We start from the raw sequence: 14,447 nt of genomic DNA, 5'->3' as shown, positions 1-14,447 counted from the left end.
ATCGCTGACCGCTCTGGCCGATGTGTTCTTCCCGCGCATCTGGCGCCGCCGCGCCACGCTGGTGCCGATCGGCACCGTGTCCATGACCGTGTACTTTCATGCCGATGCGGCGCTGCTGGCCGCCACCGGCACCGGCTACCTGCTGGGCCAGGCCCAGGCGCAGGCGTTTCGCAACGGCTACTTCGACCAGACGGCGCAACTGTGGAACGAGGCGGGTGATCTGCTGGCCACCACGCACCAAGTCGTTTACTACAAAGAGTGATCATGAAAAAGGTTGCACTGATCATCGGCGCGGGTGACGCCACCGGCGGCGCCATCGCCCGCCGCTTCGCACGCGAAGGCTATGTGGCCTGCGTCACCCGCCGCAGCATGGACAAGCTGCAGCCGCTGGTGGACCAGATCCGCGCGGACGGCAAGCACGTCGTCGTCCTCGGCGGCGGCGACACGGGCGCCGACTGCATCGGCACCGCGCACCGTCAGGGCGCCCTGTCGGTCACGAACCTCGCGATCGGCGTGCAGCCGCCCGCCGAACGCCCCGCGAACCAGCCGTGGCCGATGCAGCCGACGCTGTTCGAGGTGCAGAGCGCGCACGAGGAGGGCGGCGAGCGGATGTACCTCGCCTCGACCGTCGAGTTCCTCACCAACGGCGCGGGCGAGGTGCGCGCGCTGCGCGTCGCCGAGACCGAGTACGTCGACGGCCGTCGCATCCCCAAGGCCGGCACGGAGCGCGAGATCCCCGCCGACCTCGTCCTCCTCGCGCTCGGCTTCACGGGCGTCGAGCGCTCGACGCTCGACGACCAGCTCGCCCTCCGGATCGACGAGCGCGGCACCGTCGCGCGCGCGGCCGACTACACGACGAACGAGTCGGGCGTCTTCGTGGCGGGGGATGCCGGGCGCGGCGCCTCGCTCATCGTCTGGGCGATCGCGGAGGGGCGCGCCGTCGCGGCGGAGGTCGACCGCTTCCTCCAGGGCGCCACCGACCTGCCGGCGCCCGTCAGGGCGACCGACCGCGCGCTGGCAGTCTGAGACGACCGCCCTCCGGGGCGGCAGCACCACCTCTACCACCACCCCACGAATAAGGAAGTCATGAGACGAGCAAAGATCGTCGCGACCCTCGGGCCGGCGACCTCGAGCTACGAGAACATCCGATCCATCATCGAGGCGGGCGTCGACGTCGCCCGCATGAACCTCAGCCACGGCAGCTACGCCGTGCACGAGGAGGTCTACCGCAACGTCCGGCAGGCGGCCCAGGACTCCGCCCGCCCCGTCGCGGTCCTCGTCGACCTGCAGGGCCCGAAGATCCGTCTCGGCAAGTTCGAGAACGGCCCCCACGAGCTCGCCGAGGGCGACATCTTCACCATCACGACCGAGGACGTCCTCGGCACCAAGGAGCTCGTCGGCACGACGTTCAAGGGCCTCCCCGACGACGTCAAGCCCGGCGACTTCCTCCTCATCGACGACGGCAAGGTCAAGGTCAAGGTGCTCGACACCGACGGCGTGCGCGTGCGCACCCAGGTCATCGTGGCCGGCCCCGTCTCCAACAACAAGGGCATCAACCTCCCCGGCGTCGCGGTCAACGTGCCCGCCCTGTCGGAGAAGGACGAGGACGACCTGCGCTGGGGCCTCAAGCTCGGCGCCGACTACATCGCCCTCTCGTTCGTCCGCAACGCCTCCGACGTCGTGCGCGTGCACGAGATCATGGCCGAGGAGGGGCGCACCATCCCCGTGATCGCCAAGATCGAGAAGCCGCAGGCCGTCGACGCGCTCGAGGAGATCGTCGACGCCTTCGACGGCATCATGGTCGCCCGCGGCGACCTCGGCGTCGAGCTCCCGCTCGAGGCCGTGCCGATCGTCCAGAAGCGCGCCGTCGAGCTCGCCCGCCGCATGGCCAAGCCCGTCATCGTCGCGACGCAGATGCTCGAGTCGATGATCTCGAGCCCCATCCCGACGCGCGCCGAGACCTCCGACGTCGCCAACGCCGTCCTCGACGGCGCCGACGCGGTCATGCTCTCGGGCGAGACGAGCGTGGGGGAGTTCCCTGTCATCACCGTCTCGACCATGGCGCGCATCGTCGAGTCGACCGAGGAGCACGGCCTCGAGCGCATTCCGCCGCTCGGCACGAAGCCGCGCACGCAGGGCGGGGCGATCACTCTCGCCGCGGCCGAGGTCGCCGACTTCGTCGACGCGAAGTACGTGTGCGTGTTCACCGAGTCCGGCGACTCCGCTCGCCGCATGTCGCGGCTGCGGTTCCGCATCCCGATGAAGGCCTTCACGCCCGATGCCGCCATCCAGCGCCGTATGTCGCTCACGTGGGGCATCCAGTCGTTCCTCGTCGAGCGGGTCACGCACACCGACGCGATGTACCACCAGGTCGACGTCGCGCTCCTCGATGCCGGTCTCGCCGAGATCGGCGACAAGGTCGTCGTGATCTCCGGGTCCCCTCCCGGCATCCCCGGCTCGACCAACGACATCCGCGTGCATACGATCGGCGACGCGATCCACGCCAAGGCTCCGGTCTGGGAGAGCGGCGACCACGCCGACTGATCCCGGTCCGTCCGCGGACGACGAACGGGGTGCGACCTGACGGTCGCGCCCCGTTCGTGGTTCCGAGCCGCTCACGCGGCCCCGCGGTCAGCGGCGGGTGATTCCGAGGCCCGCGCGATCGACGCGACGGTGGAATCTCATGCCGGCGAGGCCGCCGAGGATGGCGCCGCCGAGACTGACGAGAGCGACGACCACGGCCGTGATGATGCCGATCGTCGTGAGCTCGCCCTCCCCGATGGGCAGGCGCGGGAACCCGTTGAGGTTCGCCAGGATGTTGAACTCGGAGCCGCCGATCGCGCCGATGATGGCGACGATGATGGCGATCACGAGGGCCCACAGCCACACGGCGAGACCCTGCTTGGCGCCATCGAGGCGCGCCATGCGGCCGGCGACGTAGCCACCGGCGTAGTAGGCGATGAAGATCACGAGCGCGAGCAGGACGGCGCCGATGATGCCGACGGTGTCGGCGCCCTGCGCGGCGCCCTCGACGGCCTCCTCGGCGGTCGTGTCGGTCGCGAGTCCGAGCGCCGTGCCGGTGCCGGCGACGAGTGCCGTGAGCAGCACGCCGGTTCCAACGGCGGCGAGCCAGCCGAAGAAGGCCGATCCCCACTTGATGCCGCCGAACTCCTCCTTCTCGCGCGCGATCATCTCGCGCTGGACGACGCGAGGATCCTCGACGTGGTCCGGGTCGCCGTGGCGCCCGGTGTCGGCGACGACGGGGGCCGCCTCTCGGCGGTCGTCGATGCCGTCGTGGTCGCGGTCGACGCGGTCGCGGCTGAGCGCCTCGGTGCGGTCGTCGCGCCCGTCGAGATCCCGGTCGATGCGGGGGTCGTCGTGCGTGGTGTCTCGGGGACCATCGATGCGGTCCCGGTCGTTGGCTGACGTCATGGTGGACCTCCTTCTCCGTTCCACCCAAGAGCATCCGATGTCATGGCGCACCGGGGTTGATTTCCCAGGAGACCTTCGGATCGCATCCTGAGGGTGGTCAGCGGCCGTGAGGAGGGCGAACCCGGAGGAAGGCGGTACCGGCTGTGGGGCTCGAACCCCGTGACGCGCGAGCGTCAGCGCGCCGGGCGAGCATCAGCTGAGCGACTGGGGTCGCGAGTACCGGCTGTGGGGCTCGAACCCACACGTCCTCTCGGACAGCGCATTTTGAGTGCGCCGCGTCTGCCATTCCGCCAAGCCGGCGCGGGCCCAGGGCCCGACGGCTCGACCATACCGTAGGCTCATTTCCGTGAGTGACCAGGAACAGAGCACCGTCGCCCCCCGCCGTGTCGTCGTCGCCGAGGACGAGTCGCTGATCCGCATGGACATCGTGGAGATCCTCCGCGACAACGGGTACGACGTGGTCGGCGAGGCGGGCGACGGCGAGACCGCCGTGGCCCTCGCCACCGAGCTGCGTCCCGACCTCGTCGTCATGGACATCCGCATGCCCGTCATGGACGGCATCGAGGCCGCGAAGCGCCTGAGCGAGAACCACATCGCTCCCGTCGTCCTCCTGACCGCCTTCTCGCAGAAGGAGCTCGTCGAGCAGGCGAGCGAGGCCGGCGCCCTCGCCTACGTCGTCAAGCCCTTCACCCCGAACGACCTGCTGCCGGCGATCGAGATCGCGCTCAGCCGCTACCAGCAGATTCTGACGCTCGAGGCCGAGGTCGCCGACCTCGTCGAGCGCTTCGAGACCCGCAAGCTCGTCGACCGCGCGAAGGGCCTGCTCAACGAGCGCATGGGCCTGACCGAGCCCGAGGCGTTCCGCTGGATCCAGAAGGCGTCGATGGACCGCCGGACGACGATGCACGCCGTGGCGCAGGCCGTCATCGAGCAGCTCTCGCCCAAGAAGGACGCCGCGAAGAAGCCCGCCGCCGCCGAGTAGCGAGCGGGGCCGCGATCAGCGGTCGCGCAGCATGTTCGTCATGCGGACGGTCGAGAGGCGGCGCCCCTCCTCGTCGCGGATGACGATCTCGTGCGTCGCGAGCGTGCGGCCGAGCGACAGGGCGGTGCACGTCCCCGTGACCCAGCCGGCGGTCGTCGAGCGCGAGTGCGTCGCATTGATCTCGATGCCGACCGCGTACCGGCCGGGCCCGGCGTGGATCGCCGACGAGATCGAGCCGAGGCTCTCTCCGAGCACGACATGCGCCCCGCCGTGGAGCAGCCCGATGACCTGCGTGTTGCCCTCGACGGGCATCCGCGCCACGGACCGCTCGGCACTCAGCTCGAGGAACTCGATGCCCATCTTGCGCGTCAGCGCGCCCCCGCCCGAGGCGACGAGCCGCTCGTGCAGCTCGGGGTCGAGATCGGCGGGAATCTGGGGCATCGCGGACCTTCGGCGGGTCACGGGAGGAGGGCCTCGGCCCCTTCCCTGAGGTGTCGGAGCGCCCCGTTAGGCTGGCCCCGTGACGGACTCCGGAAAGCCTACCCTCCTCCTCGTCGACGGCCACTCGCTCGCGTTCCGCGCCTTCTACGCGCTCCCGATCGACAGCTTCGTCACGCACGACGGCCAGCACACGAACGCCATCCACGGCTTCATCTCGATGTTCCTCGGGCTCCTCGCGAAGGAGAAGCCGACGCACGTCGCCGTCGCGTTCGACATCTCCCGCTACTCGTTCCGCACGCGCGAGTACCCCGAGTACAAGGGCACGCGCGGCGAGACCCCGCCCGAGTTCGTCGGCCAGGTGCCGCTCCTGCAGGAGGCCCTCGCGGCGATGAACGTCACGACGATCACGAAGGAGGACTTCGAGGCCGACGACATCCTCGCCACGCTCGCCGCGCAGGGCGCCGAGAAGGGCTACGACGTCCTCGTCGTGTCGGGCGACCGCGACACCATCCAGCTCGTCAACGACCGGGTCACGCTGCTCTACCCCAACGCCCGCGGGGTCTCCGAGCTCAAGCGCTACGACGCCGACGCCGTGCGCGAGCGCTACGGCATCAACCCCGAGCAGTACCCCGAGATCGCCGCCCTCGTCGGCGAGACGAGCGACAACCTTCCGGGCGTCGACAAGGTCGGCGAGAAGACGGCCGTGAAGTGGATCACCCAGTACGGCTCGCTCGACAACCTCCTCGCGCACGCCGACGAGATCGGGGGAGTGGTCGGCAACAACCTGCGCGAGCAGCGCGATCGCGCCGAGCGCAACCGCCGCCTGAACCGCCTCGTGACCGACGTCGAGCTCCCGGTCGGCCCGGACGACCTCGAGCGCGGCCCCATGGACGTCGCCGCGGTCAAGCGCGTCTTCGAGCGCCTCCAGTTCCGCACCCTGACGGAGCGCGTGCTCAAGATCGCGGCCGCGGAGGGCGCCGACATGAGCGGCGAGGGCGCCGCGCCCTCGGCGGCCGCCGACGCGCCCGCCGTCCGCACGCTCGTCGACGAGGAGCTGGCGGCGTGGCTGCGCGCCGCCGTCGCCACGGGCGATCCGATCGCCCTGGTGGTGGATGCCCCGCTCGGCTCCCTCGAGGGCTTCGGCCTCGCCGCCGGCGCCGACACGGTGCACGTGAACTGGGCCGCGGGTCGCCCCGACTACACCGCCCTCGAGGCGTGGCTCGCCTCGGACGAACCGAAGCTCCTCGTCGACGGCAAGCGCGCCACGAGCATCCTCGCCGCCCAGGGCCTTCCCCTCGCGGGCATCGCGTGGGATGCCTCCCTCGCGGCGTGGCTCGAGCGCCCGGGGTCGAGCACCCAGTCGCTCGCCGAGCTCGTCGGGAGCATCCTCGGCGAGAGCCTCCCCGAGCCGGACCCCAACCAGCTCGTCCCCGACACCGCGGCGCTGTCGCCCGCGACCGGTGCCTGGTACCTCGCGCGGATCGTCGCCGCGCAGCGCGAGCGGCTCGCGCCGTCGAGCACGACCGTCCTCGAGACGATCGAGCTGCCCGTGACGCCCGTCATCGCGGCGATGGAGCGCGCGGGGGTCGCCGTCGACCGCGCCGGACTCACCGCCCTCAACGCCGAGCTCGGCGAGACCGCGGCGGGCCTCGCCGAGAGGGCCTACGCCGAGATCGGCCGCGAGGTCAACCTCGGCTCGCCGAAGCAGCTGCAGCAGGTGCTCTTCGACGAGCTCGGCATGCCGAAGACCCGCGCGACGAAGACGGGGTACTCGACCGACGCCGCAGCCCTCGCCGATCTGCAGGAGGCGCATCCGCACCCCGTCCTCGGTCTGCTGCTGCAGCACCGCGATGCGACGAAGCTGCGGCAGATGGTCGAGACGCTCGAGCGCGCGACGCGCGATGACGGACGCATCCACACGACCTACGACCAGACGGGAACGACGACGGGGCGAATCTCCTCGACCGACCCGAACCTGCAGAACATCCCGGTGCGCACCGAGGTGGGGCACCGCATCCGCGCGGCGTTCGTCGCCGCCGAAGGCTACGAGGGGCTGCTGACCGCCGACTACTCGCAGATCGAGATGCGCATCATGGCGCACCTCTCGGGCGACCCCGGCCTCATCGAGGCGTTCACGACGGGGGAGGACCTGCACCGCTTCGTCGGCTCGCGCATCTTCGGCGTCGAACCCGCCGACGTGACGCCCGAGATGCGCACGAAGGTCAAGGCGATGAGCTACGGCCTCGCCTACGGCCTCAGCGCGTTCGGGCTGTCGAAGCAGCTGCGCATCTCGAGCGCCGAGGCGAAGCAGCTCATGACCGACTACTTCGCGCGCTTCGGGGCGGTGCGCGACTACCTGCGCAGCGTCGTCGTCCAGGCGAAGGAGGACGGCTACACCGAGACGATCTTCGGCCGCCGGCGCCCCTTCGCCGACCTCAACTCGCCCAACCGCGTGCTGCGCGAGAACGACGAGCGCGCCGCCCTCAACGCGCCCATCCAGGGCACCGCGGCCGACATCATGAAGATCGCCATGATCGGCGTCGCCGCCGACCTGCGCGAGCAGGCGCTGCGATCGCGGATGCTCCTGCAGGTGCACGACGAGCTCGTCTTCGAGGTCGCCCCGGGCGAGCGCGACGCGCTCGAGGCGATCGTTCGGGCCCGCATGGGCTCGGCCGCCGACCTGGACGTGCCGCTCGAGGTGCAGGTGGGAACGGGCCCGAACTGGGATGCCGCCGCGCATTAGGCTCGGGGCATGACTGACAACGCCGCCAGCCGCCAGCCCACCGAGGTCGACACGATCGCCGAGGAATGGGTCGCCACCCTGGTCTCCTTGAGCCCCGAACTCGCCACCTACATCGGTGCCGACGGGAAGCTCGACGAGTACCAGGACTACTCGCCCGCGGGCCGTGCTCGGATGCACGCCGCCGGGCGGGAGGTCCTCGCCAAGCTCGAGGCCGCCACTCCCGTCGATGACACCGACCGAGTCACGATCGCCGACATGTCGGCCGAGATCCGTCTCGAGCTCGAGCTCGCGGAGGCCGGGTGGGAGGCGCGCGACCTGAACGTCCTCGCCTCGCCCGCGCAGGGCATCCGCGAGATCTACGACCTCATGCCGACCGCGACGGAGGAGGACTGGGCGACGATCGCCCGCAAGCTCACGCGCGTGGCCGACGCCCTCGAGGGGTACACCGAGACGCTGCGCGAGGGCATCGCGAACGACAACACGCCGGCCGTCCGCCAGGTGCGCGAGGTGCTCACCCAGGTGCGCACGAACGCCGCCCGCGACGGGTTCTTCGCCGAGTTCACGAGCGGCGCGGAGGTCTCCGAGGGCCTGAAGAAGGAGCTCGCCGCGGCCGCCGAGCAGGCCGCCGACGCCTACGGGCGCTTCGGTGACTTCCTCGAGAACGAGCTCGCGCCCGTCGCGCGCACGGAGGACGCGGTCGGCCGCGAGCTGTACAGCCTCATGTCGCGCCGGTTCCTCGGGGCGACGATCGACCTCGACGAGACCTACGAGTGGGGCATCCAGGAGCTCGCCCGCATGGTCGAGGAGCAGACGCGCATCGCGAACGAGATCCTCCCCGGTGCGACAGTCGAGGAGGCCATCGCGCACCTCGAGAAGGACGAGTCGCGCAAGCTGCATGGCCGGAAGGCGCTGCAGGAGTGGATGCAGAAGCTCAGCGACACCGCCGTGGAGGAGCTCTCGCGCACGCACTTCGACATCCCCGAGCCCGTCAAGGCGCTCGAGTGCATGATCGCCCCCACTCCCGGCGGCGCGATCTACTACACCGGCCCGACGGACGACTTCTCGCGCCCGGGACGCATGTGGTGGTCGATCCCCGAGGGCGTCGACTCGTTCGACACCTGGCGCGAGACGACGACCGTCTACCACGAGGGCGTTCCCGGCCACCACCTGCAGATCGGCCAGGCCGTCTACAACCGCGCGCAGCTCAACTCGTGGCGCCGCCTGCTCGCGGGCACGAGCGGTCACGCGGAGGGCTGGGCCCTCTACGCCGAGCGGCTCATGGAGGAGCTCGGCTACCTCGACGACCCGGCCGACCGCCTCGGCATGCTCGACGGCCAGCGCATGCGCGCCGCTCGCCTCGTGCTCGACATCGGCGTGCACCTCGGCAAGATCCACCCGGAGACGGGGGAGGTCTGGACGAGCGAGGACGCCTTCGCGTTCATGCGCAAGAACGTCAACATGAACGACGGCTTCGTCCAGTTCGAGGTCAACCGCTACCTCGGCTGGCCCGGCCAGGCTCCGTCGTACAAGGTCGGCCAGCGCATCTGGGAGCAGATCCGCGACGAGTACAAGGCCCGCGAGGGCGACGCGTTCTCGAACAAGGCGTTCCACAAGAAGGCGCTCGACCTCGGCGGCGTCGGCCTCGACACCCTGAAATCGGCGCTGCTCGGCTGATCGGGCTGACGACAGCCCTCTCGCTCTCGACCCCGGACGCCCTCGCGGCTCCGGGGTCGAGGCGTGTTGCCGCGCCTCCGCCGGGACGATAGGGTGGAGGGTCGCCAATCTGGCGTCGTTCTGTCCGTACGCCCGGACGACACTTTCCAGCACCTCGTCGCCCCGGGCCCGATCCATGTCCGCATCGGAGCAACCACTACATGACCACCGTAACGACCAAGGCCCCCAAGCAGATCGCCATCAACGACATCGGCTCTGCTGAAGACTTCCTGGCCGCGGTCGAATTGACCCTCAAGTTCTTCAACGACGGCGACCTCATCGAGGGCACCGTCGTCAAGATCGATCGCGACGAGGTCCTCCTCGACGTCGGCTACAAGACCGAGGGCGTCATCCCCTCGCGCGAGCTCTCGATCAAGCACGACGTCGACCCGTCCGAGGTCGTCAGCGTCGGCGACACCGTCGAGGCCCTCGTTCTCCAGAAGGAGGACAAGGAAGGCCGTCTGATCCTGTCCAAGAAGCGCGCCCAGTACGAGCGCGCATGGGGCGACGTGGAGAAGATCAAGGACGCCGACGGCGTCGTGACCGGTCAGGTCATCGAGGTCGTCAAGGGCGGCCTCATCGTCGACATCGGCCTCCGCGGCTTCCTCCCCGCCTCGCTCATCGAGCTGCGCCGCGTCCGCGACCTCACGCCGTACCTCGGCCAGGAGCTCGAGGCGAAGATCCTCGAGCTGGACAAGAACCGCAACAACGTCGTCCTCTCGCGCCGCGCGCTCCTCGAGCAGACGCAGTCCGAGAGCCGCACCACGTTCCTCAACAACCTCGCCAAGGGCCAGGTCCGCAAGGGCGTCGTCTCCTCGATCGTCAACTTCGGCGCGTTCGTCGACCTCGGCGGCGTGGACGGCCTCGTGCACGTCTCCGAGCTCAGCTGGAAGCACATCGAGCACGCGAGCGAGGTCGTCGAGGTCGGCCAGGAGGTCACCGTCGAGATCCTCGAGGTCGACCTCGAGCGCGAGCGCGTGTCGCTCTCGCTCAAGGCGACGCAGGAGGACCCGTGGCAGGTCTTCGCCCGTACGCACGCGATCGGTCAGGTCGCGCCGGGCAAGGTCACCAAGCTCGTCCCGTTCGGCGCGTTCGTCCGCGTCGCGGACGGCATCGAGGGCCTCGTGCACATCTCGGAGCTGTCGGGCAAGCACGTCGAGCTCGCCGAGCAGATCGTGTCGGTCGGCGACGAGGTGTTCGTCAAGGTCATCGACATCGACCTCGACCGCCGTCGCATCTCGCTGAGCCTCAAGCAGGCCAACGAGGGCGTCGACCCCGAGGGCACCGAGTTCGACCCGGCCGTCTACGGCATGCCGACCGAGTACGACGAGGCCGGCAACTACAAGTACCCCGAGGGCTTCGACCCCGAGTCGGGCGAGTGGAAGGACGGCTTCGAGGAGCAGCGCGGCAAGTGGGAGCAGGACTACGCTGCCGCCCAGGCCCGCTGGGAGGCCCACAAGAAGCAGGTCGCCACGGCCCTCACCGAGGAGTCGACGCTCGACCTGCCGAGCGGCTCGACCTTCAGCTCCGAGTCGGCCGGCGCGGGCACCCTCGCCGACGACGAGTCGCTCGCCGCTCTGCGCGAGAAGCTCTCGGGTAACTGAACGACGGGCAACCGAGTCACCCGGGTCTCACCGACCCGACCGCGAACGGGCCGTTCTCCCTCCGGGGAGGGCGGCCCGTTCCGCGTCCGGCTCGCGGGCCCGAGACGGGCGCGACTCAGACCTGGTCGACCGAGAGCCGGCGTCGCCGGGCGCGGGCGAGGAGCAGCGGTACCGCGATCACGAGCGCGAGAAGCGCGACGACGACGAGCACGGGCAGGACGAGGGCGAGGATGCTGAATCCGATCGCTCCGATGTCCTCCGCTGTCGACAGCACGGGTGCGGCGGCGCCGGCCGTGAGCGCGTTGGCCGCCGGGCGGGCGAGCATCTTCCCGAGGTGGACGACAAGCGCGATCACGACTCCCGCGGCGATCGGCACCCACTCCTGCGAGGCGACGAACTCGGCCGGGTCGCTCACCGCGACGGTCTGCGCACCGCTGCCCGATCCGAAGACGATGCCGCCCGCGGCGGGGCGGATGATCGTCTGCAGCCAGTCGTTGATCGTGTCGACGGCGGGCACCTTGTCGGCGACGACCTCGATGACGAGCAGCACGGCGAGCCCGCCGAGCACCCACTCGTTCTCGAGCCACGTCCACCCGGCCGGCAGGGTCACGACGTCGAGGAAGCGCCCGGCGAGCCCGAGCAGCAGCAGCGGGATGTAGGCGTTGAGCCCGGCCGCGACGGCCAGGCCGGTGCCGGTCAGGACTTCGAGCACGGGTCGCCTCCTCGGGGTGTGCCGTCATGGTACCCGTCGTGCCCGTCCGCGTCAGCGGGTTCGCTCTCGCCGAGTCGATAGGGTCGTGGGGTGGACGTCATCGGACTCACGGGCGGCATCGCGGCCGGCAAGTCGGCGGTCGCCGCGCGGCTCGCGGAGCTCGGCGCGGTCGTGATCGACGCCGATCGCCTCGCCCGCGAGGTCGTCGAGCCGGGCACGCCCGGTCTCGCCGCGATCGTGCACCGATTCGGGGATGCCGTGCTCGCTCCCGACGGATCCCTCGACCGCGCGCGGCTGGGCTCGCTGGTCTTCGCCGACGTCTCGGCACGGCGCGACCTCAACGCGATCGTGCACCCCGAGGTGCAGCGGCGCTACGGCGAGCTCGTCGTCGAGGCCTTCGCCCGCGACGCCGACGCGATCGTCGTCTACGACGTGCCCCTCCTCGCGGAGGCGCGCGCCGCATCCGAGTTCGCCCTCGTGGTCGTCGTCGACGCCCCGCCGGAGGTCCGCATCGACCGGCTCGTCTCCCTCCGCGGGATGAGCCGCGCCGATGCGCGCGCGCGCATCGATGCGCAGATCCCGGATGCCGAGCGCCGCGCCATGGCCGACGTCGTGATCGACGCGAGCGGCACCCTCGAGCACACCCTCGAGCAGGTCGACGCCCTGTGGGAGCGCCTGGTCGCCCAGCGCGCTGTCGGTGGTCCCTCCTAGGCTGGAGGGATGCAGCCCACGAGGTCCGTCCGCCCCTTCGAGGTCGTCAGCGACTACTCTCCGAGCGGCGACCAGCCGCAGGCGATCGCCGACCTCGCGGCCCGCATCAATGCGGGCGAGACCGACGTCGTGCTGCTCGGCGCGACGGGAACGGGCAAGTCGGCGACGACCGCGTGGCTCATCGAGCAGGTGCAGCGGCCCACGCTCGTCCTCGCGCACAACAAGACGCTCGCCGCGCAGCTCGCGACCGAGTTCCGCGACCTCCTGCCGCACAACGCCGTCGAGTACTTCGTCTCGTACTACGACTATTACCAGCCCGAGGCGTACGTCCCGCAGACCGACACCTTCATCGAGAAGGACAGCTCGGTCAACGCCGAGGTCGAGCGCCTGCGCCACTCGACGACGAACTCGCTCCTGAGCCGCCGCGACGTCGTCGTCGTCTCGACCGTCTCGTGCATCTACGGCCTCGGCGCGGCGGAGGAGTACCTCGACGCGATGGTCGCGCTCCAGGTGGGCGAGCGCATCTCGCGGGATGCCCTCATCCGTCGCTTCGTCGGCATGCAGTACCAGCGCAACGACATCGACTTCTCGCGCGGCAAGTTCCGCGTGCGCGGCGACACGATCGAGATCATCCCGATGTACGAGGAGCTCGCGATCCGCATCGAGATGTTCGGCGACGAGATCGAGGCGCTCTACGCCCTCCATCCGCTCACGGGCGACGTCGTGAAGACCCTCGATGCGGTCTCCGTGTTCCCGGCGACGCACTACGCGGCGTCACCCGACACGATGCAGCGCGCGATCGTCACGATCAAGGAGGAGCTCGAGCTGCGCCTCGCCGAGCTCGAGCGGCAGGGCAAGCTCCTCGAGGCCCAGCGGCTGCGGATGCGCACGACCTACGACATCGAGATGATGGAGCAGATCGGGTTCTGCAACGGCATCGAGAACTACTCGCGGCACATCGACGGCCGGCAGCCGGGCGAGCCCCCGAACTGCCTCCTCGACTACTTCCCGGAGGACTTCCTCGTCGTCATCGACGAGAGCCACGTGACTGTGCCGCAGATCGGCGCGATGTACGAGGGCGACGCGTCGCGGAAGCGCACGCTCGTCGAGCACGGCTTCCGCCTCCCGAGCGCGCTCGACAACCGCCCGCTGCGGTGGGAGGAGTTCCTCGACCGGACGGGTCAGAAGGTCTACCTCTCGGCGACGCCGGGCAAGTACGAGCTCGGCATCACCGACTCGATCGTCGAGCAGATCATCCGGCCGACCGGTCTCGTCGACCCCGAGATCGTCGTCAAGCCCAGCAAGGGGCAGATCGACGACCTCCTCGAGCAGATCCGGCTGCGGGTCGAGCGCGACGAGCGCGTGCTCGTCACGACGCTCACGAAGAAGATGGCGGAGGAGCTCACCGACTTTCTCACCGAGGCGGGCGTGCGCGTGCGCTACCTGCACTCCGACGTCGACACGCTCCGCCGCGTCGAGCTGCTGAGCGAGCTGCGCCAGGGCGTGTACGACGTCCTCGTCGGCATCAACCTCCTGCGCGAAGGCCTCGACCTCCCGGAGGTCTCGCTCGTCGCGATCCTCGACGCCGACAAGGAGGGCTTCCTCCGGTCGGCGACCTCGCTCATCCAGACGATCGGCCGCGCCGCGCGCAACGTCTTCGGATCGGTGCACATGTACGCCGACGTCGTCACCCCGTCGATGGCGCAAGCGATCGACGAGACGACGCGCCGGCGCGAGAAGCAGGTCGCCTACAACCTCGCCAACGGCATCGACCCGACGCCGCTGCGGAAGAGGATCGCCGACATCACCGACCAGCTCGCGCGGGAGGGCGCCGACACCGCCGAGCTGCTCGCCCAGCGGGGGAGGGGCGGGGGCAAGTCGGTGCCGACTCCACGTCGACCGCGGGAGGGCAAGGCGGCCGAGGGCGCGACCGAGCTCGAGACGATCATCGGCGACCTGACGGCGCAGATGCTCACGGCCGCGGCTGAGCTCAAGTTCGAGCTCGCGGCGCGCCTCCGCGACGAGGTCCAGGAGATGAAGCGCGAGCTCCGGCAGATGGTCGAGGCCGGCCACGTACGCTGAGCGCGCACTGCGGAACTCGGCGCGCAC

Annotated in this window: 11 protein-coding genes, 1 tRNA gene and 1 pseudogene; 9 read left to right on the top strand and 4 right to left on the bottom strand. The window is 70.3% G+C overall.

The window, feature by feature from the left end; translation table 11 throughout:
* The 3 genes and pseudogenes from Q7T15_RS11560 to pyk all read left to right on the top strand — a co-directional run.
* On the top strand, nt 1–262 hold a 262-nt coding region (locus Q7T15_RS11560), incomplete at its 5' end, for an acyl-CoA thioesterase domain-containing protein (protein WP_304696417.1).
* A 38-nt stretch (nt 263–300) separates the two neighbouring features.
* Nucleotides 301–1,026: pseudogene (locus Q7T15_RS11555) on the top strand (FAD-dependent oxidoreductase); the annotation flags it as partial.
* 60 nt (nt 1,027–1,086) lie between these two features.
* Nucleotides 1,087–2,544 carry a pyruvate kinase gene (gene pyk, locus Q7T15_RS11550; protein WP_304696416.1) on the top strand — a complete coding sequence of 486 codons (1,458 nt, stop codon included), beginning with the start codon at nt 1,087–1,089 and terminating at the stop codon, nt 2,542–2,544.
* Nucleotides 2,545–2,631: 87 nt separating this feature from the next.
* Here the strand turns inward: pyk and Q7T15_RS11545 are convergent, their stop codons facing one another.
* Nucleotides 2,632–3,432 carry a hypothetical protein gene (locus Q7T15_RS11545; RefSeq protein WP_304696415.1) on the bottom strand — a complete coding sequence of 267 codons (801 nt, stop codon included), beginning with the start codon at nt 3,430–3,432 and terminating at the stop codon, nt 2,632–2,634.
* Between the two features lie 217 nt (nt 3,433–3,649).
* Nucleotides 3,650–3,732, bottom strand: a tRNA-Leu gene (locus tag Q7T15_RS11540).
* 46 nt (nt 3,733–3,778) lie between these two features.
* Between Q7T15_RS11540 and Q7T15_RS11535 the strand changes: the two genes are divergently transcribed.
* Nucleotides 3,779–4,414 carry an ANTAR domain-containing response regulator gene (locus Q7T15_RS11535; RefSeq protein ID WP_304696414.1) on the top strand — a complete coding sequence of 212 codons (636 nt, stop codon included), beginning with the start codon at nt 3,779–3,781 and terminating at the stop codon, nt 4,412–4,414.
* 15 nt (nt 4,415–4,429) lie between these two features.
* Here Q7T15_RS11535 and Q7T15_RS11530 read toward each other — a convergent pair whose 3' ends face one another.
* Nucleotides 4,430–4,855, bottom strand: a complete 426-nt coding sequence (locus Q7T15_RS11530; protein WP_304696413.1) for a PaaI family thioesterase — start codon at nt 4,853–4,855, stop codon at nt 4,430–4,432.
* A 79-nt stretch (nt 4,856–4,934) separates the two neighbouring features.
* Here Q7T15_RS11530 and polA point away from each other — a divergent pair, with 79 nt between their 5' ends.
* From polA to rpsA, 3 genes are all read left to right on the top strand, one after another.
* The gene (polA, locus tag Q7T15_RS11525) at nt 4,935–7,598 is read left to right on the top strand and encodes a DNA polymerase I (RefSeq protein ID WP_304696412.1); all 2,664 of its coding nucleotides are present in this window, start codon (nt 4,935–4,937) and stop codon (nt 7,596–7,598) included.
* A gap of 9 nt (nt 7,599–7,607) precedes the next feature.
* Nucleotides 7,608–9,272 carry a DUF885 domain-containing protein gene (locus Q7T15_RS11520; protein ID WP_304696411.1) on the top strand — a complete coding sequence of 555 codons (1,665 nt, stop codon included), beginning with the start codon at nt 7,608–7,610 and terminating at the stop codon, nt 9,270–9,272.
* 200 nt (nt 9,273–9,472) lie between these two features.
* Nucleotides 9,473–10,915, top strand: a complete 1,443-nt coding sequence (rpsA, locus tag Q7T15_RS11515) for a 30S ribosomal protein S1 (protein WP_304696410.1) — start codon at nt 9,473–9,475, stop codon at nt 10,913–10,915.
* A gap of 115 nt (nt 10,916–11,030) precedes the next feature.
* On the opposite strand, the gene Q7T15_RS11510 is transcribed toward rpsA, so the two are convergent.
* Nucleotides 11,031–11,627 carry a DUF4126 domain-containing protein gene (locus Q7T15_RS11510; RefSeq protein ID WP_304696409.1) on the bottom strand — a complete coding sequence of 199 codons (597 nt, stop codon included), beginning with the start codon at nt 11,625–11,627 and terminating at the stop codon, nt 11,031–11,033.
* A gap of 90 nt (nt 11,628–11,717) precedes the next feature.
* On the opposite strand from Q7T15_RS11510, the gene coaE reads away from it, so the two are divergent.
* Both coaE and uvrB read left to right on the top strand, forming a co-directional pair.
* A complete protein-coding gene (gene coaE / locus Q7T15_RS11505; protein ID WP_304696408.1) occupies nt 11,718–12,338 on the top strand; it encodes a dephospho-CoA kinase in 621 nt (206 codons plus the stop codon).
* Nucleotides 12,339–12,347: 9 nt separating this feature from the next.
* A complete protein-coding gene (uvrB, locus tag Q7T15_RS11500) occupies nt 12,348–14,420 on the top strand; it encodes an excinuclease ABC subunit UvrB (protein WP_304696407.1) in 2,073 nt (690 codons plus the stop codon).
* Nucleotides 14,421–14,447 lie beyond the last annotated feature (27 nt).

It is taken from the genome of Microcella sp., assembly GCF_030645145.1.
Classification (GTDB): Bacteria; Actinomycetota; Actinomycetes; order Actinomycetales; family Microbacteriaceae; genus Microcella.
The sequence above is the reverse complement of the archived record's forward strand: the minus strand, read 5'-3'. Positions and strand labels throughout refer to the sequence as shown.